Source organism: Lactobacillus sp. ESL0230, assembly GCF_003692805.1.
Taxonomy (GTDB): Bacteria; Bacillota; Bacilli; order Lactobacillales; family Lactobacillaceae; genus Lactobacillus; species Lactobacillus bombicola.
The window spans coordinates 204,916-230,431 of the sequence record NZ_REHI01000006.1 but is presented as its reverse complement, the minus strand read 5'-3'; the positions used below and the strand labels follow the sequence as shown (position 1 = coordinate 230,431).

Below are 25,516 nucleotides of genomic sequence, written 5' to 3'. Positions count from 1 at the left end.
TAAGCATATTTTTTTATATTTTTGCCTTATTAGCTAAGAAATTATGATTTTATCTAGTCAATATTCTTTTTAATTAGTAAAATAAGAACATTGATTATTATAAAAGGAGATAGTTTAAGTGGAGGAAATAAATTCAAATCAAAAATATATATCTTGGCCAATATTGACATTAATGGCATTTTGCACGGTCATTGGTCTTGATGATATCATGTACAATTTTCAAAACCAAGGAATGCCAGTAGTCACATCATGGATTATTATGTGTCTTTTTTATGTTATTCCCTATTCATTAATGGTGGGGCAACTTGGATCAGTTTTTGACCATGAAGGTGGTGGGCTTTCTTCATGGGTACGCGGAACTAATGGCGAATTTCTCGGTTATTTTACTGCGTGGACTTACTGGGCAGCATCAATTCCCTATGCTGTCGATTCAGCTAACGAAATAATTGTAGATATTGGTTGGGCAATAACTGGCTCGGAAAAGTTCCAAAGCCAAATTTCAAATACAAAATTTGCTTTGATGACCTTTGCAATGTTTATTATTTTTATTGTAATTGAACACTATTTTTCAAGATCGATGGAAGTTTTATCCACTATTGGTGGTGGACTTATGTTGATTATGACATTAATGTTTGTCTTTTTAGCCTTTACTGGACTAGTAAGATCTGGTGGACATATGGCAACTCAACCTTTTACCTGGCGAACTTTAATTCCTAAGTTTGACATGCATTATTGGACAACAATCGCTATGCTTATTTATGCGTTAAATGGTTGCGAATTAGTTGCTCCATATGTTACACAAATGAAGAGGCCAAAATCAGATTTTCCCAAGGCAATGATTGCTTTGGCCTTAATGACCATCTTTTTAACTGTTTTTGGCTCCTTTGCTCTCGGAATTTACTTTAACAGTTATCACATTCCTAATGATTTAAAAATGAATGGTGCATACTATGTTTTTGATATGGTGGGGCACCAATATGGTTGGGGCAAAACGCTACTTTATGTTTGGGCATGGACTTCTGTCTTTTATAATGCAGCACTACTAGCTGTTTTACTCGATGCAATGACTAGAATGTTGATTTCAGATACAGGCGATAAATATATGCCTCATTTCTTGCAAAAGAAAGACAAAAATGGTTTGCCAATTAATGGTTACATTTTAACTGTTGCCTTATCTGCTTTTATCATGCTTTTAGGAATTTTTTTGCCAGATATGAATGATATTTTTAACTGGCTACTCAACTTAAATGGCATTATTTCTCCTGGAGTGACATGTTGGATTTTCTTCTCCTTTATGCAGATTAGAAAAAATTCGCAAAAATTCCCATCAGATTATGTTTTCTTAAAAAATGACAAACTTGCCTACTTAGCCGGATTATTTCTCCTAATAGTAACTGCTGTCGCAACAATTTTAGGAATTGCTCCTCAAGACATCAAAGAATTTAGCGGTTATTGGTGGTACGAACTAATTATTAATATTATTGCCGTCGTTGTTTTAATTGGATTAGGGGTCATTTTGCCAAGCATTAGGCGCAGAGAAGAAGAATACGGCATTGCCTTTAGTCGAAACCAATGGATTACTATTTTCACTTTAGTTATTGGCTCAATTATTTTTGATTTATACTTAGGTGAGAAAAATAAACTTTTTGGCATTAACTCAATTGCTATTGGACAAATAAAACTAGGGCTTAATATTATCTTGATTATTAGCGAAACTATACTAGCAATTTTGATATGCTGGCTTGTAGGGCGAAGAAAGCCTGTTACAAAGTAAAATTTAATTAGTAAATTTGAAAAATAGCTTCATTAATATTAAATGAAGCTATTTTTGCTTTAAAATATAGCTAGGACATTATTAACTACAAAATAAGGAGTTTAAACATGACACTTTTACCTTTTAAAGCTGTTGCAGTCGACATGGATGGAACTTTTGAAAATGATGACAAACAGTTTGACCAGCAGCGTTTTGAAAAAATATTAACCAAATTACGCAAACAACATGTTCACTTTATTGTATCAAGTGGACGCCCGCTCTCTCGATTACAACGAGATTTCTACGACTTTTTAGATCGAATTGATTTTGTCGCTGACAATGGCTCAATTTTAACCCAGGATAATAAAATTATTTCACGACATGTTTTTACTTACCGCACTGGAATCAAGTTGATTAATTTTATTGAGACAAATTATCCAGAAATTAATATTGTAGCCAGTGGCTTAGAACGAGCATATGTTAACAAAAAAGCGCCAATTCAATTTAAAAATTTAATGCATTTCTTTTATCCCAATATAATTGAAATAGCAAAGCTAACTGATATTCCCTCCAGTGATAATTTAACCAAATTAACCCTTAATTGTTCCTCAGAATTGGCTAATGACTTGGAACGAAAATTTAATCAAGCTAATTGTGAACGAATCCATTGTACTAGTAGCGGCTTTAATAATATCGATGTCATGCCCGCAAATGTCAATAAAGGGCAAGGTTTGAAATATTTTTTACGCTATTTCAATATCAAACCAGCAGAACTAATCGCTTTTGGTGATGGCATGAATGATAAAGAAATGATCGAACTGGCCGGCTTAAGCTATGCTATGCGTAACGGAGATGAGCGTCTTAAAAAGATTGCCAAATATGAAGCACCAAGTAACAATGAGATGGGCGTTTTACAAGTACTTGAAAAATATTTAGCTTAAAATAGTTAGTAAAGTAAAAAATATTTTTTTAATATGAAGGATAGATCTTATGAGTTACATTGAAGTTCAACATAATTTTAAACGCTATCAAGCAGGTGACACCGAAATTTTAGCAAATAATGATGTTAGCTTTTCGATTGAAAAAGGTGAGCTAGCAATTATTTTAGGGGCATCTGGTGCTGGCAAGTCAACTATGCTTAATATTTTAGGGGGAATGGATACTAATAGCTCTGGAAATATAATTATTGATGGAGAAAATATTGCCAATTATAATCAACTTCAGCTAACCAACTATCGTCGCAATGACATTGGTTTTGTTTTTCAATTTTATAACTTAATTCAAAATTTAACTGCTAAAGAAAACGTGGAGCTTGCTGCTGAAATTGTTGCTGATGCACTTGATCCTGTTCAAACTCTAATTGACGTTGGATTAAAAGCACGTGTTAATAATTTTCCAGCAGAATTATCTGGCGGTGAGCAACAAAGAGTAGCAATTGCTCGTGCCATTGCTAAAAATCCCAAAATTCTACTTTGTGATGAGCCAACTGGAGCGCTTGACTATCAAACTGGGAAAAACGTTTTACAGATAATTGCTAATATGAGTCGCAACCATGGCACCACTGTAATTATTGTGACACACAATAGCGCCCTTGCCCCAATTGCCAATCGTGTGATTCACTTTCATGACGGACAAGTAACAAAAGTTACCCAAACTAAGCATCCTGAAAATATAGCTAATATTAAATGGTAGAAAAGATTAACAATGAAAAAAATAATTTGGAAAGATTTTTGGCAATCTATTATACAAACTAAAGGGCAGTTTTTGTCAATCATGGGTCTAATGCTCATCGGTTCCTTTGCTCTTGTAGGACTGTTTGTCACCGGACCTAATATGCGAGCAACCGGCAATCATTATGCCCAAAAATTAAACACACCTGATTTAACCATTGTTTCTAATTATGGGCTTGATAAACAAGACGCACAAAAAATACGTAAGCTTAAGGGACTTAAAAATGCAGAATTTGGTTATATGACTGATACTGTATTAAAAAATAGTCACGCTAGCTTTCGCATCTTTTCTAAACCCCAAAAGGTTGGACTTTATCAAGTCATCAAAGGGCATCTTCCTCAAAAGTCAGATGAAGTTGCCATTACTGATTACTATCGTTCAAAATATAAACTGGGCTCAAAAATTAGCTTTCATGAAAAAAAGAATATTTTAGGAACTACTTTTTTAAAAAATAAAAATTTTAAAATTGTTGGCTTTGTTCGCTCAAGTCAAATTCTTTCTAATGTTAATCTTGGTCAAAGTAGTAGCGGTACTGGAGAGCTTAAAGGTTATGCAGTAGCCATGCCTCAAGCTTTTAATCAGACTGTTTACACAGTAGCCAACCTGACTTATCAGGATTTAAGGGGGCTTGACTCATATGGCAAAATATATGCTAAACGCCTAGGTCAACATAAGAAAGTTGCACAACAAGTTCTAAAAGAAGAAACACCTCAACGCGAAAAACGCATTAAAAAAATGGGCTTACATCTGCTAAAGGCAAAAGCACAAACTTTGGCATTGGCCCACAATAAGTTAGCCACTGCTAAGCAACAACTGATAGCTGCCCAAAATGAGTTAAGCTCACAAGAAAGCAAACTCAAACAGCAAGCTAGCCAAGCAACTTCACCACAAATGCAGGCAAATTTGCAACAAGCACAAATTAAATTAAACACTCAAACGCAAGAGTTGAAAAAGCAAAGCTATACTTTAGAACAAAAAGCAGCAACTGCTCAAAGAAAAATTAATACTGGTGTTCAGAAAATTGCTAACGCAAAAATGCAAATTAAGGCGCTAGTTTTAAATTATAGTGTTTACAACCGCCGCGAATTACCAGGTGGTGAAGGAACTGTCGTTTATACTACGGTGGCTCAAGTAGTGGAAGACTTAGCTAAAGTTTTTCCCATTTTCTTGTATTTTGTTGCTGCCTTAGTTACTTTTACCACCATGAATCGCTTTATTGATGAAGAAAGAATAAATTCTGGCACACTAAAAGCACTTGGATACAGCAATACGGTAATCATTAGTAAGTTTGTTTTTTATGGCTTCTTATCAGGGACAATCGGCACAATCATTGGTGTCTATCTAGGCCATACATTATTACCGCAAATTGTTTACCACGCTTATTATCAGTCAATTACCCTTCCAGCAATTGAAGAACATTTTTATTGGCAAATTAGCCTGATTGCTCTCTTATTATCGTGGATTAGTTCCGTTTTACCTGCATATTTAACGGCCAAAAATGAGTTTAAAGAAAAGCCAGCGGCTTTACTTTTACCTAAGCCACCAGCCGCTGGCTCTAAAATTTTACTTGAACGTTGCCCTTTAATTTGGAACAAGTTGAGTTTCACTCATAAAGTTACTGCTCGTAATATTTTTCGTTACAAAAAACGAATGTTGATGACAATTTTTGGTGTTTGTGGAGCAGCTACTCTTTTATTTGCGGGCTTTGCCGTAAAAAATTCAATTAGTAACATGAATGAGCGCCAATTTTCTGAATTAATCCACTATAACCTGATTGTGGCTGAAAAAGCACCCGTCACCGCTAAACAAAAAAAAGTAATTAAAACCAAATTGCATGCTACTAACATCGCTGCTGAAATGCCTATTTATTATGAATCAATGACCAAAGTTGCCGGAAAAAATGGTGATACCCAAGAAATAACCTTAATTGCACCTAAATTTAGTCAGCAGCTAAAAAAATATGTCCAGTTAAATAATCGCCGCAGTCACCAATCCCTTACTTTAGACAATAACGGTGTCATCATTTCTGAACGCTTAGCCAACTTATTGCAAATTAAAGAAGGTGACCAGATTACTTTGACTGACAAGAATAATCAGCAACGTACGATGAAAGTTGCAGGGATAAGTGAAATGTACATGGGACACTTTATCTTTATGAATCAAAGACAGTACGAACATATTTTTACTAAAAAATATACTTCCAATGCTTACTTGGTTAACTTAAAAGATAGTCAGCCAGCTAATACCAGAAAAATTGCTGCTAAATTTATGAATTTAGCTGGCGTTGGTAATGTTGTTCAAAATACTGCTATCAGTCAAGAACTAGATGTAGTCGTCCAATCTTTGAACATGATTATGGTTGTCTTGATTGTAGTCGCTGGACTTTTGGCAATTGTTATTTTATACAACTTGACCAATATTAATATTGCAGAACGTATTCGCGAATTATCAACGATTAAAGTACTAGGTTTTTATAATAATGAAGTCACCCTCTATATCTATCGTGAAACTATTTTATTAACAATTATCGGTATTCTAATCGGATACTTTATCGGCGATTTACTCTATCGTTATATTCTTTATGTCGTACCACCAGCTAATGTCATGTTTAATCCGGCTCTATCTGCTTCAAGTTTTTTGTGGCCACTAGGAGTAATTGGTATCGTCACGCTCATTCTTGGGTTTATTGTCAACAATAAGTTGAAAAATTTAGAAATGCTCGAAGCCCTAAAATCGGTTGATTAGGCTTAAAAGAAGTTAATTTTAAAAGTCAGATTCTAAATTAGATCGGATCTGGCTTTTAATATTTCTTTATTTTAATTATTATTTATATCATTCAATCTTTCTTACAATTATTAATTGCTCGTTGCTTAATTTTATATATCAATGGTCCCTTTGCATCAGCATCATCTTGAACCGTTGGCCAGCACCGGGTTGCTAGTTTTTTTAAAACTCTTGATATTTTAACCGATTGGTCTTATTTTTTTAACCAATCACCAAAGAGGATTAAGTCTTTAACTTCTTGACCAGCCAGATCATATACATGAAGGTGTACATCATAATCAATGTCCAGAACCATTCGATGCTCTTGCAATTCCGACTCCCAAATTCATAGAGTATAACCAGCTTGTTGTAATTGCAGAGCATAACTTACTTCAACACTAGGATGAGCAACAACCAATAAAATGCTTAGACCTGCGTCCCATAACCGCAGTAGAACCAAAGCCTGTTGAATTAATTTGAAAAAATTGGGGGCCATTTACTGTCATATTTAACCAACTTAACCGACTGATTTTGTTTAACTTGACCAACTGTTACTTGTTATAAATATTTTAGAGATGTCATTTTCTACCCTTAAAATAAAAAACTAATTAATTTAAATAGCCAAATAATATTTTTATGTTATAATTTTAGCAAAGCTTTAATGTAAATCAACAAAAGATCTTCAACTTAACCTGTAAAATCATGATGTCACCCTTCCTTAATAGTGACACTTAAATTTACAACTAATTTTGGAGAATTTATTTTGGAAAATATTTTAGAAGTAAAACATTTAAAAAAGATTTATCATAGCAAAAATGAAGAATTTCATGCCCTTGAAGATATTTCTTTTAACATTAAAAAAGGACAAATCGTTTCATTACTTGGTCCTAATGGTGCTGGTAAAACAACGATTGTATCAATTATTGGCGGCTATTTACTGCCAACCCAGGGACAAGTATTGCTTAATGGGCAAAATATTATTAGCACAACCCATCACCCGCATATAGGTGTCTCTTTTGGCGGTGAGCTCGGCTTTTACCATCGAGCAACTGCCGCCCAAAATCTTGCTTTCTTTGCCGATTTGGCGCGAGTGCCATACCGCCAGCAAAAAACTGAAATCACTCGTGTACTAGAAATTGTTAATTTAAGCAACGTGGCGAAGAAAAAAGTCGGGCAATTTTCTAAAGGTATGACGCAGCGGCTGCATATTGCGCGTGCACTCTTAGGTAATCCGCAACTGCTTCTGCTCGATGAACCAACTAGCGGACTCGACGTCGAAATTGCTAAAAGCATTCGCGATACAATTAAGAATCTTTCTGATCTTGGCATTAGTATTTTACTAACCAGCCATACCATGTCTGAAGTAGAGGCTTTAGCTGACCAAATTATCTTAATTGGTGCTGGGCGCATTTTTTCTACTGGAACAGTTGAAGACATTGTTAAAGAGTCACAGGTGAGCCATATCGACCGCCCTGCGACCTTAGAAGAATCATACTTAGCCTTAGCACCAGAATTGCGGAGGAAATAAAATGAGATTTGTCCGCCTGTTTTGGTTCCATTTTAAAGAATATTTGTCAGATCAATATTTTGTCACTTTGACTTTGACGAGTACCCTGTCCATCTTTTTGGTACAATATACGCTCGCTTATGCCAATCATCAATTAGCCAACACTAGTGTATGGTTACAAAGTGCAATCTTTGGCATGTGGTCTTCTTGTACCACTGCTGCTGGCAGTATCGGCTTTGAAAGATACAAGGGAACTTTACCTTATTTAATTAATAACGCTTACGATGAACGCTTGTCTTTAATTGCTTTATTATTACCAGCTTCAACCTATGGCTTAGCAGCTTTTCCGCTAGCATGGTTGCTTGCCCAACTTTTAGGGGTTACAACTGACGCAATTACTTTCAAGTTTAGTTTAACTGTTATTTTATTATGGCTAGCCATGGCAACTATGGGAATTTTTATTGCCTCTTTCTTTACCCTCACTCCCAATGCCATTACTTATGAAAGTTTGATTGGTACACCACTTGTTCTACTTTCAGGACTCTTTGGCAATCCTAATTTTTTGCGGCCATTTATAAAAATCGCCCAGTGGTTTATTCCCATGACAACTCCAATAGCCACTTTAACTGGCACTAGTTCAACCTTTAATTGGTCGGCTTATTTTTCTAGTTTAATAATTTGGTTTTGTTTAATAATTTTAATGGTTAAAAAAATTAACCAGTTGGCACGTAAGAAGGGAGAATTAAATTTAATCTGATGCTTAAAACACAATTTTCATCATTATCATTTTTAGCAAATTGGCGCACTATCCTAGTTTACTTTTTTATCACACCTTTTGTTGACATGATCCTTTTAGTTTTAATTAATATGCAATATACCGGTCACTTTAACTGGTCCATCGTTTTAGCATCAATTGCCATTGATGCCACTAATCTTTCAATGACGACCATGACCCAATCACTAATTACCGATGCCAATTTAGACATTGACTACGAAATGATTGCCCAACGGCCTTTTAGCCTACATTACTGGACAAATAAAGTTTTCGTAGCCTTGATAGCTGGCTTTATTCTAGCAACATCTAACTTAATCCTGGCCCTAATTTTTGGTGCCCCACTGGTAATTATTAATCGCACTATCCTAGTCTTACCCTTACTATGTTTATTTGGCATAATTTTAGGCTTTACTGCCTGGGCCATTAGTTGGGAAATGAATGACCCATATTTTCTGTCAAATCTGATTAGTTCGGTAATGAGTTTAGTTGCCGGAATTTTAGTAGTTATTTCGGCCTATCCCAAATGGCTAGAAAAAATTGCTCTACTCTTCCCTTTTTATGGTCCTATTAATTTAATTAAGTTTAAATATGCCGATTTACGCAGCAGTCTTTTAGTTACGATAATTTGGTTAGCAATTGGAATTATAACTTATATCATACAGAGCAAACATGTGTTAAAGACCAGACATCATAAATATAATTAAGCAAATTATTACTTTTTCTAACTTAAGCTAAAAAATGGCTTAAATAAAAAAGCGGTTACTTTAACAGTATCCGCTTTTTGCTATTACTTAAGTATTTATATTTTACTTTTACCTAATAAAACCGAGCTAATAACAACTGATAATGAACTAAAGGCCATTGCCAAACCCGCAATCTCTGGACTTAAAACCAAACCAACTCCGGCAAAAACGCCAGCGGCAATCGGGATACCTAAAACATTATAAATAAAGGCCCAAAACAGGTTGAGTTTTATTCGTTGAAAAGTTTTCCGACTCAGTTTTAATGCACGTACCACTGCTATTAAATCATTATTCATTAGAACAATGCCACCAGCATCTATTGCCACATCTGTACCGGATCCCATTGCAATTCCAACATTTGCTTGTGTTAATGCGGGCGCATCATTAATACCATCACCGACAAAAGCCACATAGTGTTTTTCTTGCAATTTTTTAATAACATCTGATTTATCGGTGGGTAAGACACCAGCGATTACCCGCTTTATGCCGACTTGCTCGGCAATTGACTGTGCTACTTTTTGATTATCACCAGTTAACATTACGGTTTGCAAACCAATTTGCTTAAGCTCGCTAATCGCTTCTTTTGCGTTCTTTTTTGGCGCATCTTGAATTGCAATTAAGCCAATGACTTCATTTTGAACTGAAACAGCAACAACCGTTTTAGCTGCTGTCTCTAATCTCTCTGCCTCATTGGCCAGACTTACAGAAATTTTCAAATTAGCAGCAGCTATTAATTTACCAATGTAGACAGATTCAGTCCCAATTTTACCACAAACGCCGCGGCCCTCTAGAACTTGAAAGTCACTAACAACTGCAGGTACTATCTTTTCTTTGTTGGCATAGGTAATAATTGCAGCCGCCAGTGGATGCTCCGATAACTTTTCTAATCCAGCAGCAATTGGCACTACCTGTTGCTTGTTACCAATTAGATCAGTTACTTCAGGTTTACCTTCGGTCAACGTGCCAGTTTTATCAAAAACCATTGTTCCAATATGATTAGCAGCTTCAAGAGTTTCACCATTTTTGATCAAAATTCCCATCTTGGCTCCCCGGCCAGTTCCAACCATTAAAGCAGTTGGCGTAGCCAGGCCTAGGGCACAAGGACAGGCAATTACCATTACAGCAACGGCATAATTAAGTGCAGTTGGAATGTCTTGTCCTAAGAAGACATTCCAAACAACAAAAGTAGCAATAGCAATAATTAATACAATTGGTACAAAAATATTAGCCACTTTATCGGTTAACTTTTGAATTGGAGCATGACTATTTTGCGCTTTTTTGACAATTGCAATAATTTGAGCAAGCATTGTATCATTACCAACTTTTTCAGCTGTAAAAACAAACGAGCCTGTTTGGTTGATTGTTGCTCCGATTACCTGGTCACCAACTGTCTTTGTCACAGGCATGCTTTCACCTGTTATCATTGACTCATCAATATTTGATGAACCTGAAATTATCTTTCCATCAACCGGAATTTTTTCACCAGGTTTTACCTGGATTAAATCATTTTTAACGACTTGACTAACAGGAATTTGGATAAAATCTTGCCCACGTTTAACAAGAGCATTTTTTGCATTTAAGTTAATTAGTTTACTTATAGCACTAGAAGCATTGCTACGCATTTTTTCTTCTAACACTTGACCTAGTAAAACGAATGTAATAACAAAAGCGGCCGTTTCAAAGAAAACCGGTCGCTTAGTCAATATTGCATAAACACTATAAATGTAAGTCGTTAATGTCCCAAGCGCAACCAATGTATCCATGTTGGCATGATGCTTTAAAAAAGCAGCCCAAGCACTTGTGATAAATTGACCAGCAGCAAGAAACATAATAATGCTTGTAAGCACAAACATTGTCCAATTACCACCCGGGAGCATCCAACCCGTGAAGGGATGAATGATCATTTCTAACAACATTGGTATTGATAGGATTAACGACGTCCAAAATCGTGTTGTAATTTTCATATTAAATCTCCCGCAAATTTACTTTACAATAACTTTACCATGAAACATATTCATACTACATTCCCAATCATATTCACCAGGTTTACTGGTATCAATTTCAACTTGTTCAACTTTACCTTGAGGCAATACTTGATTAATTCCAAAATCAGAAAATACAACATGATCCAAACAACTTGCTGAATCTAAACGTTTAAAATTTAAAGTCGCTGGAATGCCCTGCTTTAAAATTACTTTTTCTGGTGAATAGCCACCCTTAACTTCGATATCAATACTTTGTTTATTGGCTGCCATTTTGGCCTGTTTTGTTTGCACATGATATTGGCCAAAAAACCACCAAGCAATAAAAGCGATGCCTGCTAGACCAGTTATTAAAATAATAATTTTAGCCATAATGTACTCTCCTTAGCAAAAGTATTATTTACATTTGTAAACTAAGTTAAATATACAGGATATGACTACAGATGTAAACAAAATTGTTTATAAAAAAAGCTATTCTTAGTTAGAATAACCTTTTTTAGCTTTAACCCAAATTTTGTAAATAAGCATCAATCTGTTGTAAATAGCTAGCTTTAGCTTCAGGACTAATCCACGCACTCTGGAAAGAATTTCGAGCTACTTGTACAATCTCATCTTCACCCCAACCACATTTTTGACCAAACTTATAATAAACATCATTGATATAATTGCCGCCCTTATATGAAGGATCATCAGAATTAAGACTGATTACAGCACCTTTAGCAAACAATTCCATAATAGCCGTTTGCTCCATATCCTTACGAGTATAATAATAAGCAATTGGACAAGCGGTAATCCCAATTTGTTGACTAATTAAATATTCCATTAAATCCGTATTTTGCACTATACTCATACCATGGTCGAGCCGATTAACTTCAATAATTTCAAGAGCTTGCTTAACATGCTCAACCGAATCAACTTGCTTAGGGTCACAATGCATGGTTAAAAAATATCCTTGTCGCTGTGCCTCATCAAAGACAGTCATAAATTTTAAAGGCGGATTATGGTGTTCAGCTGAATCAAGCCCCACCCCAATAATCCAACCTTTTTCATGATATGGTTTAGCTGATGCTAAAGTTTCCCATGCCGATTGTTTGGAAAGCTCACGTAAAAAACACATGACTAATTGCGTATCAACTCCTAAAGCTTGCGCATCCACAATTGCGGCGTGAATCCCCTCAATCACAGTTTCAAAAGCAATCCCCCTAGTAGTATGAGCTTGAGGATCAAAAAATAACTCAACATGTTTAACATTACTTTGAGCCATCTTTTGTAAAAAGGACCAAGTTACTTCATAAAAGTCTTGTTCAGTACGCAAAACTTTCATACCACGGTAATAGGCCTTCAAGAATTCCGTTAGACCATAACCATAGCTATGATCTATATCAGCCGGTGACTTAGCTTGAATATCAATTTGATTACGTTGCGCACAGGTAAATTCTAATTCTGGTTCAAGCGTTCCTTCAATATGAACATGTAGTTCGGCTTTAGGTAAACCAGCAACAAATTCACGGGTCAGTTCTTTATTCATTTGCTCCTCTTTCTTTTTCTTAAATTTATTATTTATACCTAAATAAACATTTAAGCAATCGCTTTTCAGTAAATATAATTAACTTAGCACAAGAAATATAACTACTTATTTCTGATTTAAAAAAATAATATCACTTTGCTTAAAGGTTTACAATAAAAATAAAAACCATTTTTTTGTTCGGTTTACATGCAAAGTTTAATTTAATTAAAAATTAGCACTTGACCGCCATGCAATTCCCTAGTAAAGTGTAATCAATTTAACTTTAATAATTCTAAGTAAGGAGAGTGCACTAAATGTCAAATTGGACAACGAAATTTAATAAAGAAGGTTTAACCTTTGATGACGTCTTATTAATTCCCGCTGAAAGTCACGTTCTACCTAATGAAGTTGATCTTCACACGCAACTAGCACCAAATATTAAGCTAAACATTCCTATTATTAGCGCCGGAATGGATACTGTAACAGAAGGTGCCATGGCAATCGCAATTGCTTTACAAGGTGGGTTGGGAGTCATTCATAAGAACATGTCAATTACAGCTCAAGCCAGTGAAGTTGCCAATGTTAAAAATGTCGTTGTCCCAAATAATTTTACTAAGGCAGCCATTGATCAAAACAATCATCTGCTAGTAGCTGCTGCCGTTGGAGTTACTAGTGATACCTTTGAACGCGCTGCTACTTTACTTGAAAATGGCGCCGATGCAATTGTTATTGATACCGCCCATGGGCATTCAGCAGGTGTTCTTCGTAAAATCAAAGAAATTAGAGAGCATTTCCCTCAAACTACTTTAATTGCTGGCAATATTGCAACTGGTGATGCAGCCAGATCCCTCTTTGATGCAGGTGTTGATGTTGTTAAAGTAGGAATTGGCCCGGGCTCAATTTGTACTACTCGGGTAGTTGCTGGGGTTGGCGTACCCCAAATCACTGCTATTTACGACGCGGCTACTGCAGCGCGAGAATATCATAAACCAATCATTGCAGATGGTGGTATGCAATATTCTGGCGATATTGTTAAGGCCCTGGCCGCAGGTGGACATGCGGTAATGCTTGGTAGTATGCTTTCAGGCACCACTGAAGCACCCGGGGAAATTTTTGAAAGTAATGGGCAAAAATATAAAGCATACCGCGGGATGGGTTCAGTTAGCGCAATGGCCCAATCTCATGGCTCATCTGACCGTTATTTCCAAGGTGGTGTTAACGAAGCTAATAAACTCGTGCCAGAAGGAGTGGAAGCTCGGGTTGCCTATAAAGGTGATGTTTCGGACATTATTTTTCAAATTCTTGGTGGCTTACGTTCAGGTATGGGCTACGTTGGTGCTGCTTCAATCACTGACTTACGGGAAAATTCACAATTTATACGTATTACTAATGCCGGACTACGTGAATCTCACCCCCATGATGTCCAAATTACTAAAAAAGCACCAAATTATACTAAGTAATTATTGCTAATAAGTTAGACCAGTACAAATAGTCTAAATTTGAATTTCTTAAGAACGCAATAAAATAACCGCTAGTCTCTAAGACTAGCGGTTATTTAGCTAATTAGTCATTTAACATTTTTAATTATCATGTCCATTTTTTTTCGTAATTTTCAAAATTGGTGGCCAGAGAATCAGAGCAACCAACCCGATGGCTAATCCTAACCAAAGTGCAGACGAAGTGGTCAACGTGATACCATGATATTGCGTTTGTAAATTATGCAAAACATTATTACTGTAGAACTGTAAGGCTCCAAAAGAGCCAACAGTAGCTAGCAAAATAGCAATTGATGCCCACCATCTACCAAATAAAACAAGGATAATAGCAATTGCAAAGAGAATAATCAAACCAAAGAAGCAATAATGAAAGATAGCAATAGTTTGGTTAACATCTTTTTTATTCTTTTTAAGGTTATCATTAATGTTATTTATAATTACATAATTTACCGCTTCTTGTACTTTGTTATTAGCCGGTAGCGCTAAATTTTTTGCGGTTAACTCTCCATTTTCGCGATAGGTAACACTAAGGTTATACATACTGACATAAGATATATTTTGGTGGTATTTGCGCGGCAATTGTTCTAGAATTTTATCTTCTACGCCCAATTCCTTAGCCAACCGATATGTACCTTTAAAACTATCATTATCTGATTGGTCAATACTCTTTTGAATAAGTGTTTTAGCCATTTGCGGGACATTAGGTACAGCCATAATTACTGGACTTTCCAGTAACAAAAATCCTGATACACATAACAAAACAGTAAATACCAAACGCATTAAAATACTGCCAAACCTTCTCATTTATAACCTCCTAATTATTAATTTGATTAACAATTGTGTTGACCTGAAGCTAAACAATTACAAGGAACCATTTTAGGTGCATGGGCTTTTTTTAAAATAAGCTCATTTTCAATAGTTGCAATATCACTTTGAGATAGGGGCAGCCCTTTTAGTATTTCAATCAATACCTGACCCTTATGCATATCACACATATGATCCATTAATTGGTTAGTCACCTTAATCATCATTTCAATTTGACTAACTGTCGCCGAATAAGCAAACCGTCGCCCATCTTTGCGCGTTTGTAGTAAGCCCTTCTTGACCAAACGTCCCATTAAAGTCTTGATTGTTGATTCTGACCAATGCTTTTTTGTTTGCAGTTGTTCAATCACGTCACCAGTATGAGTTTCACCAAGGGTCCAAATAATCCGCATTACTTCCCACTCAGCTTCTGAAACATTATGTTCTATCTTTTTTTCTACCATAATAATCAACTCTACTTTATTTTACTACAAAACAAATTTTTTTATTGCTTTGGCAATTCCATTATGATTATTATCAGCAGTTACATAATCAGCTTTATCCTTAATTAATTCGATAGCATTACCCATCGCTATTTTTTTAAAGTTGGGGTTAGAAAACATTGAAATATCATTACCCTGGTCGCCAAAAATCATCACGTCTTTTTGCTGAATTTTAAGGAGATCAGCTAATTGGATTAAAGCATTACCCTTAGAAGCAATCTTGTCATTGATTTCAATGATTTCTGCAAAGCTTCTTACTACATCGTACTTCTTAAATACCCATTCAGGAATATTATTCCATAGTTTGTCCATTTCTTGAAGATCATCAATTAAACTGAAACCAATCTTGTTAAAAGAAAAAGCTTGCGGAATTTCTTCTGGTCGTCTAATTTTAATCATATTGTTAGTAACTGCACCGTTATTTGCCAAGTTAGTTCCTACATCTCGATCACAAGTCCAAAAGCAATCAGGCGTTTCAAAATGTAAATTCACATGAGCTAAACGTTGTAAACGTAACATATTAGTAAAATCTTGATAGCCCATCTTTTGATTCATTAAAATGTTACCAGCTAAGTCTTGAATTACTGCACCATTAAAAACAATGTCATATTGGTCTTTTCCCATTAATTCTAATTGTTGATTATAGGGCATTGCACCAGATAAAGGACGACCTGTTGCTAAAACAACTTTAATTCCCTGACGACTTACCTGCTTTAACACTCTTTCAGTTTCAGGTAAGATTTGATTATTACTTGTGAGCAAAGTTCCATCCAAATCAACTGCAATTATTTTAATTGCCAAAATTTTTTCCTCCCACTTCTTAGCATTATTAGCTTCATTATACAAAAAGTCGTAATTACTTACGACCTTTTCTTTTTATTTAGATATACTTTATTCTACGGTAACACTTTTAGCTAAGTTTCTTGGTTTATCAACATCTAGTCCTTTTATTTTAGAAGTATAGTAGGCAAATAACTGTGCCGCTACAACAGAAATAAGTGGACTTAAATAATAATTAAGATTAGTCAAAACGATATCATCATTAGTTTTAGCCAAACTTTGACTAGCAATAGTAATTACTTTTGCCCCTCTGGCAATAACTTCTTGAATGTTTCCGCGCATTAAATCTGCAGTTAATGGATCATTGATTAATGCAATTACCGGCGTACCGGGTTCAATTAATGAAATCGTACCGTGCTTTAATTCTGCAGCTGCAAAACCTTCTGTTTGAATATACGAAACTTCTTTTAATTTTAATGCTGCTTCTAAAGCAACAGGGTAATCAATTCCCCGTCCAATATAAAATGCGCTACGCGATGGTACTAAATATTTTCGGGCTAGTTGAGCAATTTTATCTTGGGTCGAAAGAACCTGCTCAATTCCTTCAGCAGCCAAGGCAAGGTTTTCTTTTAACAAGAAATCTTTCGCTCTTTTTTTAGCTAACTTCTCACCTACAGCCTTAGCCAAAATGGCTTCAACTGTAATTTGGGCAATGTAAGCTTTAGTTGAAGCTACTGCAATTTCTGGCCCCGCCTCGAGCGACATTGCATAATTAGCTTCACGGGCTAGAGTTGAATTGGGAACATTAGTCAAAGTTAAACAAGGAATTTTACGCTTTATTGCTTCCTGCAAAACCACCCGAGAATCAGCCGTTTCTCCAGATTGCGAAAGAAAAATAAAGAAAGGATGCTGCGATAAGATTGGAAAATGATATCCTGCTTCTGAAGCAAAAGCAACTTCGGTCGGTATCTCTGTCAATTCTTCAATAATTTCTTTGCCAACTAGACCTGCATGATAGCTTGTACCTGCAGCAAAAATATAAATACGATCAGCACGAGATAGACCAGTGGTAATTTTCGGATCAACTTGAGGTGTACCAGACTGATCGAGATAAGTTTGTGCCAAATGATGTAAAACAGTTGGTTGTTCACAAATTTCTTTTAACATATAAAATTCGTAAGTTCCCTTACTTGCAGCATTAGGGTCAATATTAACTTGATATGACTGATGTGCCACCGCTTTTCCATCAAGTGTTTCTAATTTATAGTTATTTTTAGTAATATCGCCAACTTCACCATCTTGGATATCGATAAAAGTTTTTGTTTGATCCAAAACTGAAAGAGCATCTGAAGCTATAATATTAAAATTATGGCCTAAACCTAACATTAACGGCGACTTGTTTTTAGCGATATAGATATGATCAGGATATTTATTATCAACTAATAAAATTGCATATGAACCCTTAATTAAATTCAAAGCTTGTTTTAGTGCACTAAAGGTATCTAACTCCTGTTCTTGAACAATTTTACTGATTAATTGAACAATAACTTCAGTATCCGTATTTGATTTAAAAATTACATTTTTTAAGTATTCATCTTTTATTTCCTGATAATTTTCAATTACCCCATTGTGAACCATATAAAAGCGTTTCGTTTGATCAAATTGAGGATGAGCATTGTTATCAGTGGGCTCGCCATGTGTAGCCCAGCGAGTGTGCCCAATTCCTACTAATCCTTGCTCTTTTGTTTGCATTTGCTCTTTTAAATTTTGAATTCTACCGGTAGTCTTAGTCAAATATTCATTACCCGCCAAATCATTCAAATAGATTCCGGCAGAATCATAGCCGCGATACTCTAACTTAGTTAGACCATTTAGCACGATTTCTTTTGCTTCTTTACCTACGAGACCAACAATTCCACACATATTATTCTCCTTTGGTATATTTAATTTTGTTAAATTGGTTTTTTAAATATTAGTTGCAACAAAAGGAATAATAGCTTTTTTATTAAAGTTGGTCAAGCTAAATTATCTAAATTGGTATATACTAAATTAAATATTTTGTATTAATCTAAAAATAAAAAGCAGACCAAACACATTTTCTCAGTGTTTGGTCTGCTTTTTTATCACTTTATAAAATTTAAATACCCATCTCTTTTTCAACTACATCAGTAATTTGCTTTACATAAGCATCGGTTATTTCTTGTGTTGGACCTTCAGCCATTACCCGTAATAATGATTGTGTGCCAGAAGGACGAACCACTACCCGGCCATCTCCCTGCATATCTGCTTCAACTTTCTTAATTACATCAACAATCGCTTGATGATTTTCCCAACTATGTTTATCAGTAACTGGAACATTTACTAGACATTGAGGATAGTCTTTAAAGTCTTTTAATAACTCAGTCAGTAACTTACCCGTTTTTTTCATTACTAGCATTAACTGTAAACCAGTTAGCATCCCATCCCCAGTATTATGATAATCACTCATAATTACATGACCAGATTGTTCACCACCTAAGTTATAGCCATGCTTTCTCATTTCCTCGGAAACATAGCGATCTCCAACTTGCGTACGTACATTCTTAATACCATGTTTTTCTAAAGCTTTTGTAAATCCCAAGTTGCTCATTACAGTGGTCACAATTGTATCATCCTTCAAGCGTCCACTATCTTCCATGTAAGTACCTAAAATGTACATAATGTGATCACCATCAACTTCGTGACCATTTTCATCTACAGCAATACAACGATCAGCATCGCCATCAAAGGCCAAGCCTAATTGAGCCTTTTGCTTAACCACTTCTTCTTGTAATTTTTCAGTATGCGTTGCACCAACATGGTCATTAATATTTAAGCCATTAGGATGAGTAGCAATGGTCGTAAAGTCAACACCACAATCAGCAAATAAGCGTGAGATTAAACTACTTGCCGCTCCGTTAGCGCCATCAATAACTACTTTAATACCATTGAGATCTTCAGGAATAGTATTTTCAATAAACTGCAGATATTTGGCACTGCCTTCATGAAAATCAGTTACCGAACCCAGTCCCGCAGCTGATGGACGTGGTAAGGCATCTTTTTCATTATCAATTAATTTTTCAATTTCTTCCTCCATCTCATCAGATAATTTTAGGCCATCACTACCAAAAAATTTAATACCATTATCTTCAGCTGGATTATGTGAAGCTGAAATTTGAATGCCAGCATCAGCTCCTTGTGCTCTAACTAAATATGATAGACCTGGAGTAGTAATTACACCAACTTTTAATACTTCAATTCCCACTGAAAGTAATCCTGAAATCAAAGCATATTCAAGCATTTGTCCGGAAGCCCGAGTATCTCTTGAAACTAAGACTTTCGCCTGTTCATTTTTAGTATTCTTAGTTAAGATGTAACCCCCATCACGTCCTAGTTTAAATGCCAGCTCAGGAGATAAATCTCGATTAGCTACGCCACGAACACCATCTGTACCAAAATATTTCAACATTTTATAAACAACCTTCCTTATCCATTATTTACCTTTAATTTTTTCATTATTCGTATTCTCGACTTTTAGATCCACACTAACTTGACTCGGATCAGCCTTCACTATACCTTGAGGCAATTTTAACTTCACTAACTTAGTCGTTGAACTGTTAATCTTGCTTAAATCAAGCGGTACTTTCAAGTGTTTCACTTTAGTCAAAGCCTCTTCGGTCCCAAACAAAGTAACATAATTACTTCTAGTACTAATCGAGTATAATTTATTTTGCTTTTCATGCATTGGTTGTAATTCAACTTTTATCATTTTTTGAGCAATTGTGATTGGAATTATTACCTTAGCAGTCGCCGGTTCGATGACTACGTTGAGCTGACGTCCTTTATGATCTTCAGCAATCAAACTGACTTGCCGTTCAAAGGTATGATCAATACCATTAGGTAAAACTACTTTAGCTATTATTTGATCAATCTGGTCAACTTCACTACGAGCACCGGTTACTTCAGCTTCTTGTGGGTAAATGCTAACATCCCCTAACCTATATCCACGGGCGACTGCTCCCTTATTATACTCTGTTTGTATAGGCATTGTGGTAGATTTTCGTCGTTGAATATTCACATTTACTGTTTTAGGATTAACAGAATATGATACCTGTTTACTCATTCCCGTAATCTTTATTTTAACCGTATGCCGACCAATATTTTTATTAGTTAAATCAATATATGCTCGAAAGTTTTGGGTATTGACCATTGATGTAACTAAAGCCGTCGAGCCTTCTAAAGTAACACTAACTTTTTCAGGATAACCAATCACATAATACTTATCAGTGTCAACCGAAACTTGCAAAGGAACTTTAATAGTTTGCGTTTTATTAGCAGTTTGTTTAGTCCGTTCAGGTTCTCCCTGTGTCCAAAATCCACTTTGAGTATAATTTACATAAATTACCAGTAAAATAGCAATTAAGAGTGAAACTAAACGAATGAACCATGCCTTGCGCCAAAATTCTTTCATCGGTCAGCACCCCATTTCCAAATTTTACGCAAAGCCTTTTGATACCATTTTTCATTATTATTTTTCTTAGGAACAAGCGCGGCAGTTAAATACTTCATATACTCATCCCGACTAATATCCAAAAGTAGCCGCCCATTACGAGTAATAGTTACGCCACCGGTTTCTTCAGATACTACAATCGTAATTGCATCAGTTACTTCCGAAATACCTACAGCAGCTCTGTGTCTAGTACCAAGTCTTTTAGGAATCATCGTACTATCTGATAAAGGTAAATAAGCCGCTGCGACCGCAATTTCATGGTCTTGATTAATAATTACTGCCCCATCATGTAGTGGAGTATTAGGAATAAAAATATTAATTAATAATTCACCTGTAACACGAGCATCTAAATTAATTCCTGTTTCGATATAATCATCAAGTCCAGTCTCTTGTTGCAAGGTAATTAAGGCGCCAATCCGCCTTTTAGACATGTACTGGATAGCCTTATCAAGTTCATTAATAAACCTAAGCGATTCATTACGCTCGCTATCTTCGCGCTCACCAAAAATTGGTAATCGTCCTAAATGCTCAAGTCCACGACGTATTTCAGGTTGAAAAATAATAATGATACCAATGACTGACCAAGAAACAATTTGATCTATCAACCACGTTGTAGTGTGCAGCTGTAAAACACCTGCAATAATGCGGACAATAAAAATTAAGACGATACCCTTGGCTAGTTGAACTGCCTTAGTACCCCTAATTAAAATAACCAAATGATAAACTAAGAACCAAATGATTAATACGTCAAGAATAATTGACAAGTTATTCCAAGTAAAGATGTTGCCAACATTAAAATTCATCTCTGCTCCTTTCCACTATTAGAGATTTACTTTTTATTCAGTGGGTTTTCCAATTATTCTAACTTCAGTTTGTAAATCCAGCTTAAACTTTTCCTTAATTACACGTTGAATCAGGTGAATTAAATCCAAATAATCAGTAGCAGTGGCATTGCCTTTATTTACAATAAAACCAGCATGTTTCATAGAATCTTGTGCCCCCCCAATTTGCTTACCTTGTAAGCCAGCTTCAATAATCATTGGGCCCACAAAATGACCTTTTGGTCGTTTAAAAACACTACCACATGACGGATACTCTAGTGGCTGTTTATACTTACGCAAGGCATTTAAATAATTCATATCAGCTAAAATTTTACTTTTGGTGTCCCTTTTTAAAGTAAAATCTACAGCTATTACGATATCACCATTTTCCTGAATAAGTGAGTGTCGGTAAGCAAATTTCATTTCTTCATTAGAATATACTTTAAACTCACCTTTGCGTGTCAAAACTTTTACATTTTTCACTACCGCACAAGTTTCTCCACCATAGGCTCCTGCATTCATAAAGACAGCTCCACCTACACTACCAGGAATCCCAGCGGCAAACTCTAGTCCACTTAAACCATGTTCAGCTGCGGTAAAAGCAGTATCAATTATACGTGCACCAGCTTGAGCTGTTACTTGCTTATCTGTAACTTTAATTTGGTTCATTTGAGTTAAAATAACAACTAAACCATCTATTCCACCATCACGGATAATTAAATTAGATGCATTACCAATTACAGTTAAGGGTATCTCATTTTCAAATGTATAACGTACTAGTTCCTTTAACTCAGTTATAGTTTGAGGAAAAGCTAAATATTCTGCTGGACCACCTGTTTTAGTAAAAGTATATTTGCTTAGCGGAACTTGTTTCTCAATTTTAGTTCCTACTTGTTCTATATTAAATAACTCCACCGTTAAAATCCCCTTTATAATACTTTTTCTATTTTACCGCATTAAGGCATTTGCTTCACTCTATGTTATACTAAAATTAATTATTTAAGGAGAAAAAATGAATTTTATTGCTATGGATTTTGAAACTGCCAATCGGCAGCCTGAAAGTGCTTGTTCTCTGGCACTTGTAATGGTGCGAGATAATAAAATTATCGACCGCTTTTATACCTTGATTAATCCACAAATGCCATTTGACAGTCGTAATATTCAAGTACATGATATTACCGCAGATGAAGTAAAAACGGCACCAACAATGGCTGAAGTCTGGCCTCAAATTAAAGATTTATACCAACCTGGTATGTTAGTGTGTGCACATAACGCTCGTTTCGATACTAATGTCATGCGTAAAAGCTTAGCACGTTATGATATTACCGAACCGCATTATTTCGTTCTTGATACACTTAAAACTAGTAAGTTATTTGAGCCTGATTTGCCAAACCATAAATTGGATACTGTAGCTAAAGCACTTCAAGTTGAACTATGGCATCATCACAATGCCTTAAGCGACAGTGAAGCTTGTGCGGGAATTTTGATTGCCCAAAATAAGAAATTTGGTGACGAGGCACTTAAGAATTTAGTTGAACAAGTATAAAGGCTAGAAATCGGCCATATTTAAAAGAGTTAGCACTGACCAATGCTAACTCTTTTTACTAATAAAATATTTTAAAGCTAAAAATTTAAGCTTCAGCTAATGGATTTAAGCTGCACTAAAATATCCGCTAGCCATTGTTTAGCACGCTCACCCTGCACTTCAAATTCAACCGTTCTTTTAGTCGAATCCCACTGATCATCAACACGGCGGATAGTCAATTGCAAAGCATACTCTGGTAATTGCGCTTTAATCACTTGGGGCCATTCAATCACAACTAAGCCAGGTTCAGCTAGATAACTATTTAGATCAATTGAGGACAAATCGTCGTTTTCTAAACGGTAAAAATCCATATGAAAAAGGGGCAGACATGCCTCGCGATATTCCCGAACAATTGTAAAAGTTGGGCTCTTTACTGGTCGCTTAATTCCAAGAGTACGACCAATTCCTTGCGTTAACGTCGTTTTGCCTGCACCCAAATCACCTTTTAAAAGCAAGAGATCATGTGGCTTAGTTGTTAGAGCGATAGCTGCACCGATTTTATTCATTTCAGCTGCCGAATTTACAGTTAATTTCATCTTACTCACCCTCTGCACTTACTTGAGCAGCAGTTAATATTGCCATATTATATATATCTTGACTACTAGCACCTCTTGAAAGGTCATTAATGGGTTGCGCAATTCCTTGCAAAATTGGTCCTATTGCTGTGAAATTTCCTAACCGCTGCGTCATTTTATAAGCAATATTACCTGACTGTAATTCTGGGAAAATAAAGATATTAGCTCGCCCTTTAAGCGGAGATGTCGGCGCTTTTTTTCTAGCCACTTCAGGTACAAAGGCTGCATCAAATTGCAATTCCCCATCAGCAAGAATATTGGGGTGATTGTGAACAAATATTTGATAAGCCTCCGCTGCGCGGTCAACCATAGTCCCCTTAGCTGAACCTTTAGTTGAAAAACTTAAAAAAGCTACCCGTGGTTCAAGGTCAATCATACGTGCAGTGGCAACTGACTGATAGGCAATTTCAGCTAGAGTTTTACTATCAGGTTCAGGATTAATGGCACAATCTGCAAAAATATACCTTTCTGCTCCACGTTCCATAATAAAGCTACCAGAAACTCGCTTCATCCCTGCAGCTGTATGAATTAATTGTAAAGCTGGTCGGACAGTATCGGCTGTAGAATGAGCAACTCCAGAAACCATTCCATCAGCTTTACCTATTTTGACTAGCATTGTTGCATAATAATTAGCATCATTCAATGCTCGTAACACATCGGCTTCATCCACCTCTTTACCGCGAGCAGCAATGAAGGCTGGTACTAATTCACTAATTGCTGAATCATGCTGATAATCAATAATTTTTGGTTGCGGATAAGTTAACTTGCTGCTCCTAATAGTAGTCATAATCTTTTGGGGATTACCTAATAAGATTGGCTCAACAATTGATCCCGCAGCTAATTTACTGGCTGCTTCCAGAACCTTTTGCTCATTTCCTTCAGGAAACACTAAGCGATATTTTACGCCCGTTTTTTTTAATTTGTCTTCTAACAATGTAAAAATACTCATTTTTCATTCCTTATGCTAAGTCTATCTGTTTAATTTCTGCGGGTAGCTGCCAATCAATGGGACCTGTCCCAAATTTTTTCAAAGCAGCATTACAACGTGAAAATGGTCGGGACCCAAAAAAGCCACGGCTAGCTGACAATGGGCTAGGGTGAGCTGATTTAATCACAAAATTACGATTTTGGTCAATTAAATTAATCTTATTTTGAGCGTATCTTCCCCATAAAATGAAGACCACTTTTCCGCGATCACTAAGTGCTTTAATTGCTGCATCAGTTACCTGCTCCCAACCTTTACCTTGATGACCATTTGCCTGACCCAAAGGCACGGTTAGAACGGCATTAAGCAGTAAAACACCTTGATCAGCCCATTTTTTTAAATAACCATGATTAACTGGCGCACAGCCAACGTCATCATACAATTCACGGTAAATATTAACCAATGATGGCGGTAACGAGATGCCAGGCATTACGGCAAAACTCAGCCCAGTTGCTTGACCAGGGTTATGATATGGATCTTGACCAAGAATTACTACTTTAGTTTTAGTAAAAGGGGTTAATTTAAAAGCGGTAAAAATATGGTACATATCTGGAAAAATTTGCCTAGTTGCATACTCTACTTTTAAAAATTCATGTAACTTATGATATTCATTACTAGCAAATACTGGAGCTAAGACTTGATCCCAGTCATTGCCGATATATTTTTTCATTCTGTAAA

24 protein-coding genes are annotated in these 25,516 nt (G+C 35.8%); 9 read left to right on the top strand and 15 right to left on the bottom strand.

The window, feature by feature from the left end; genetic code table 11:
• Window positions 1–172 precede the first annotated feature (172 nt).
• From F5ESL0230_RS02925 to F5ESL0230_RS02910, 4 genes are all read left to right on the top strand, one after another.
• Entirely contained in the window at window positions 173–1,774 is a 1,602-nt protein-coding gene (locus F5ESL0230_RS02925) for an APC family permease (protein WP_369931596.1), read from the top strand.
• Window positions 1,775–1,881: 107 nt separating this feature from the next.
• A complete protein-coding gene (locus tag F5ESL0230_RS02920) occupies window positions 1,882–2,694 on the top strand; it encodes a Cof-type HAD-IIB family hydrolase (RefSeq protein ID WP_122021512.1) in 813 nt (270 codons plus the stop codon).
• A gap of 49 nt (window positions 2,695–2,743) precedes the next feature.
• The gene (locus F5ESL0230_RS02915) at window positions 2,744–3,445 is read left to right on the top strand and encodes an ABC transporter ATP-binding protein (RefSeq protein WP_122021511.1); all 702 of its coding nucleotides are present in this window, start codon (window positions 2,744–2,746) and stop codon (window positions 3,443–3,445) included.
• Between the two features lie 12 nt (window positions 3,446–3,457).
• Entirely contained in the window at window positions 3,458–6,229 is a 2,772-nt protein-coding gene (locus F5ESL0230_RS02910; protein WP_122021510.1) for an FtsX-like permease family protein, read from the top strand.
• Between the two features lie 364 nt (window positions 6,230–6,593).
• Here F5ESL0230_RS02910 and F5ESL0230_RS08380 read toward each other — a convergent pair whose 3' ends face one another.
• Entirely contained in the window at window positions 6,594–6,743 is a 150-nt protein-coding gene (locus F5ESL0230_RS08380) for a hypothetical protein (protein ID WP_158593050.1), read from the bottom strand.
• 267 nt (window positions 6,744–7,010) lie between these two features.
• Here F5ESL0230_RS08380 and F5ESL0230_RS02905 point away from each other — a divergent pair, with 267 nt between their 5' ends.
• Genes F5ESL0230_RS02905 through F5ESL0230_RS02895 form a run of 3 tightly spaced genes read left to right on the top strand, consistent with a single transcriptional unit; the run spans window position 7,011 to window position 9,233 of the window.
• Complete coding sequence (locus F5ESL0230_RS02905; protein ID WP_122021509.1) at window positions 7,011–7,775, top strand: ABC transporter ATP-binding protein; 765 nt, start codon at window positions 7,011–7,013, stop codon at window positions 7,773–7,775.
• A gap of 1 nt (window position 7,776) precedes the next feature.
• Window positions 7,777–8,511: an ABC transporter permease gene (locus tag F5ESL0230_RS02900; protein ID WP_122021508.1), complete on the top strand. Its 735-nt coding sequence runs from the start codon at window positions 7,777–7,779 to the stop codon at window positions 8,509–8,511.
• Window positions 8,511–9,233, top strand: a complete 723-nt coding sequence (locus tag F5ESL0230_RS02895; RefSeq protein ID WP_122021507.1) for an antibiotic transporter permease — start codon at window positions 8,511–8,513, stop codon at window positions 9,231–9,233. Before F5ESL0230_RS02900 ends, F5ESL0230_RS02895 begins: the two co-directional genes overlap by 1 nt.
• A gap of 95 nt (window positions 9,234–9,328) precedes the next feature.
• Here the strand turns inward: F5ESL0230_RS02895 and F5ESL0230_RS02890 are convergent, their stop codons facing one another.
• The 3 genes from F5ESL0230_RS02890 to add form a co-directional block, all read right to left on the bottom strand.
• Window positions 9,329–11,236: a copper-translocating P-type ATPase gene (locus tag F5ESL0230_RS02890; protein ID WP_122021506.1), complete on the bottom strand. Its 1,908-nt coding sequence runs from the start codon at window positions 11,234–11,236 to the stop codon at window positions 9,329–9,331.
• An 18-nt stretch (window positions 11,237–11,254) separates the two neighbouring features.
• Window positions 11,255–11,626, bottom strand: coding sequence for a cupredoxin domain-containing protein (locus tag F5ESL0230_RS02885; RefSeq protein WP_122021505.1), 372 nt, complete (start codon window positions 11,624–11,626; stop codon window positions 11,255–11,257).
• Window positions 11,627–11,756: 130 nt separating this feature from the next.
• A complete protein-coding gene (gene add, locus F5ESL0230_RS02880) occupies window positions 11,757–12,782 on the bottom strand; it encodes an adenosine deaminase (protein ID WP_122021504.1) in 1,026 nt (341 codons plus the stop codon).
• 293 nt (window positions 12,783–13,075) lie between these two features.
• On the opposite strand from add, the gene F5ESL0230_RS02875 reads away from it, so the two are divergent.
• The gene (locus tag F5ESL0230_RS02875) at window positions 13,076–14,221 is read left to right on the top strand and encodes an IMP dehydrogenase (RefSeq protein ID WP_122021503.1); all 1,146 of its coding nucleotides are present in this window, start codon (window positions 13,076–13,078) and stop codon (window positions 14,219–14,221) included.
• A gap of 120 nt (window positions 14,222–14,341) precedes the next feature.
• Here the strand turns inward: F5ESL0230_RS02875 and F5ESL0230_RS02870 are convergent, their stop codons facing one another.
• From F5ESL0230_RS02870 to murB, 8 genes are all read right to left on the bottom strand, one after another.
• Window positions 14,342–15,061 (bottom strand): hypothetical protein, encoded by a 720-nt coding sequence (locus F5ESL0230_RS02870; RefSeq protein ID WP_122021502.1) that lies wholly within the window; start codon window positions 15,059–15,061, stop codon window positions 14,342–14,344.
• Window positions 15,062–15,087: 26 nt separating this feature from the next.
• Window positions 15,088–15,525 (bottom strand): CopY/TcrY family copper transport repressor, encoded by a 438-nt coding sequence (locus F5ESL0230_RS02865; RefSeq protein ID WP_090093134.1) that lies wholly within the window; start codon window positions 15,523–15,525, stop codon window positions 15,088–15,090.
• 24 nt (window positions 15,526–15,549) lie between these two features.
• The gene (locus F5ESL0230_RS02860) at window positions 15,550–16,365 is read right to left on the bottom strand and encodes a Cof-type HAD-IIB family hydrolase (protein WP_122021501.1); all 816 of its coding nucleotides are present in this window, start codon (window positions 16,363–16,365) and stop codon (window positions 15,550–15,552) included.
• 90 nt (window positions 16,366–16,455) lie between these two features.
• On the bottom strand, window positions 16,456–18,267 hold the full coding sequence (glmS, locus tag F5ESL0230_RS02855) for a glutamine--fructose-6-phosphate transaminase (isomerizing) (protein ID WP_122021500.1): 1,812 nt from the start codon (window positions 18,265–18,267) through the stop codon (window positions 16,456–16,458).
• A gap of 214 nt (window positions 18,268–18,481) precedes the next feature.
• On the bottom strand, window positions 18,482–19,831 hold the full coding sequence (glmM, locus tag F5ESL0230_RS02850) for a phosphoglucosamine mutase (RefSeq protein WP_118896784.1): 1,350 nt from the start codon (window positions 19,829–19,831) through the stop codon (window positions 18,482–18,484).
• 24 nt (window positions 19,832–19,855) lie between these two features.
• On the bottom strand, window positions 19,856–20,833 hold the full coding sequence (locus tag F5ESL0230_RS02845) for a YbbR-like domain-containing protein (RefSeq protein ID WP_122021499.1): 978 nt from the start codon (window positions 20,831–20,833) through the stop codon (window positions 19,856–19,858).
• Window positions 20,830–21,675 (bottom strand): diadenylate cyclase CdaA, encoded by an 846-nt coding sequence (gene cdaA, locus F5ESL0230_RS02840; protein WP_122021498.1) that lies wholly within the window; start codon window positions 21,673–21,675, stop codon window positions 20,830–20,832. The genes F5ESL0230_RS02845 and cdaA overlap by 4 nt, the downstream gene beginning before the upstream one ends.
• Window positions 21,676–21,708: 33 nt before the next feature.
• Complete coding sequence (gene murB, locus F5ESL0230_RS02835) at window positions 21,709–22,608, bottom strand: UDP-N-acetylmuramate dehydrogenase (RefSeq protein WP_122021497.1); 900 nt, start codon at window positions 22,606–22,608, stop codon at window positions 21,709–21,711.
• 97 nt (window positions 22,609–22,705) lie between these two features.
• Between murB and F5ESL0230_RS02830 the strand changes: the two genes are divergently transcribed.
• Entirely contained in the window at window positions 22,706–23,239 is a 534-nt protein-coding gene (locus F5ESL0230_RS02830; protein ID WP_122021496.1) for a 3'-5' exonuclease, read from the top strand.
• Window positions 23,240–23,331: 92 nt separating this feature from the next.
• On the opposite strand, the gene tsaE is transcribed toward F5ESL0230_RS02830, so the two are convergent.
• The 3 genes from tsaE to F5ESL0230_RS02815 are packed head-to-tail and all read right to left on the bottom strand — an operon-like array spanning window position 23,332 to window position 25,508.
• On the bottom strand, window positions 23,332–23,814 hold the full coding sequence (gene tsaE / locus F5ESL0230_RS02825) for a tRNA (adenosine(37)-N6)-threonylcarbamoyltransferase complex ATPase subunit type 1 TsaE (RefSeq protein ID WP_090093123.1): 483 nt from the start codon (window positions 23,812–23,814) through the stop codon (window positions 23,332–23,334).
• A gap of 1 nt (window position 23,815) precedes the next feature.
• Complete coding sequence (gene pta / locus F5ESL0230_RS02820) at window positions 23,816–24,802, bottom strand: phosphate acetyltransferase (RefSeq protein ID WP_122021495.1); 987 nt, start codon at window positions 24,800–24,802, stop codon at window positions 23,816–23,818.
• 10 nt (window positions 24,803–24,812) lie between these two features.
• Window positions 24,813–25,508: a uracil-DNA glycosylase gene (locus F5ESL0230_RS02815; RefSeq protein ID WP_090093120.1), complete on the bottom strand. Its 696-nt coding sequence runs from the start codon at window positions 25,506–25,508 to the stop codon at window positions 24,813–24,815.
• Between the last annotated feature and the right edge of the window lie 8 nt (window positions 25,509–25,516).

What these genes read in the sequence shown, in the direction of transcription:
- F5ESL0230_RS02895 (WP_122021507.1), top strand. Translation starts at nt 8,511, where the DNA reads ATGCTTAAAACACAATTTTCATCATTATCATTTTTAGCAAATTGGCGC.
- F5ESL0230_RS02925 (WP_369931596.1), top strand. Translation starts at nt 173, where the DNA reads ATGGCATTTTGCACGGTCATTGGTCTTGATGATATCATGTACAATTTT.
- tsaE (WP_090093123.1), bottom strand. Translation starts at nt 23,814, where the DNA reads ATGAAATTAACTGTAAATTCGGCAGCTGAAATGAATAAAATCGGTGCA.
- F5ESL0230_RS02885 (WP_122021505.1), bottom strand. Translation starts at nt 11,626, where the DNA reads ATGGCTAAAATTATTATTTTAATAACTGGTCTAGCAGGCATCGCTTTT.
- cdaA (WP_122021498.1), bottom strand. Translation starts at nt 21,675, where the DNA reads ATGAATTTTAATGTTGGCAACATCTTTACTTGGAATAACTTGTCAATT.
- pta (WP_122021495.1), bottom strand. Translation starts at nt 24,802, where the DNA reads ATGAGTATTTTTACATTGTTAGAAGACAAATTAAAAAAAACGGGCGTA.
- F5ESL0230_RS02845 (WP_122021499.1), bottom strand. Translation starts at nt 20,833, where the DNA reads ATGAAAGAATTTTGGCGCAAGGCATGGTTCATTCGTTTAGTTTCACTC.
- F5ESL0230_RS02875 (WP_122021503.1), top strand. Translation starts at nt 13,076, where the DNA reads ATGTCAAATTGGACAACGAAATTTAATAAAGAAGGTTTAACCTTTGAT.
- F5ESL0230_RS02865 (WP_090093134.1), bottom strand. Translation starts at nt 15,525, where the DNA reads ATGGTAGAAAAAAAGATAGAACATAATGTTTCAGAAGCTGAGTGGGAA.
- F5ESL0230_RS02870 (WP_122021502.1), bottom strand. Translation starts at nt 15,061, where the DNA reads ATGAGAAGGTTTGGCAGTATTTTAATGCGTTTGGTATTTACTGTTTTG.
- F5ESL0230_RS02890 (WP_122021506.1), bottom strand. Translation starts at nt 11,236, where the DNA reads ATGAAAATTACAACACGATTTTGGACGTCGTTAATCCTATCAATACCA.
- F5ESL0230_RS02920 (WP_122021512.1), top strand. Translation starts at nt 1,882, where the DNA reads ATGACACTTTTACCTTTTAAAGCTGTTGCAGTCGACATGGATGGAACT.
- glmS (WP_122021500.1), bottom strand. Translation starts at nt 18,267, where the DNA reads ATGTGTGGAATTGTTGGTCTCGTAGGTAAAGAAGCAAAAGAAATCGTG.
- F5ESL0230_RS08380 (WP_158593050.1), bottom strand. Translation starts at nt 6,743, where the DNA reads ATGGCCCCCAATTTTTTCAAATTAATTCAACAGGCTTTGGTTCTACTG.
- F5ESL0230_RS02915 (WP_122021511.1), top strand. Translation starts at nt 2,744, where the DNA reads ATGAGTTACATTGAAGTTCAACATAATTTTAAACGCTATCAAGCAGGT.
- F5ESL0230_RS02815 (WP_090093120.1), bottom strand. Translation starts at nt 25,508, where the DNA reads ATGAAAAAATATATCGGCAATGACTGGGATCAAGTCTTAGCTCCAGTA.
- glmM (WP_118896784.1), bottom strand. Translation starts at nt 19,831, where the DNA reads ATGTTGAAATATTTTGGTACAGATGGTGTTCGTGGCGTAGCTAATCGA.
- F5ESL0230_RS02910 (WP_122021510.1), top strand. Translation starts at nt 3,458, where the DNA reads ATGAAAAAAATAATTTGGAAAGATTTTTGGCAATCTATTATACAAACT.
- F5ESL0230_RS02830 (WP_122021496.1), top strand. Translation starts at nt 22,706, where the DNA reads ATGAATTTTATTGCTATGGATTTTGAAACTGCCAATCGGCAGCCTGAA.
- add (WP_122021504.1), bottom strand. Translation starts at nt 12,782, where the DNA reads ATGAATAAAGAACTGACCCGTGAATTTGTTGCTGGTTTACCTAAAGCC.
- F5ESL0230_RS02900 (WP_122021508.1), top strand. Translation starts at nt 7,777, where the DNA reads ATGAGATTTGTCCGCCTGTTTTGGTTCCATTTTAAAGAATATTTGTCA.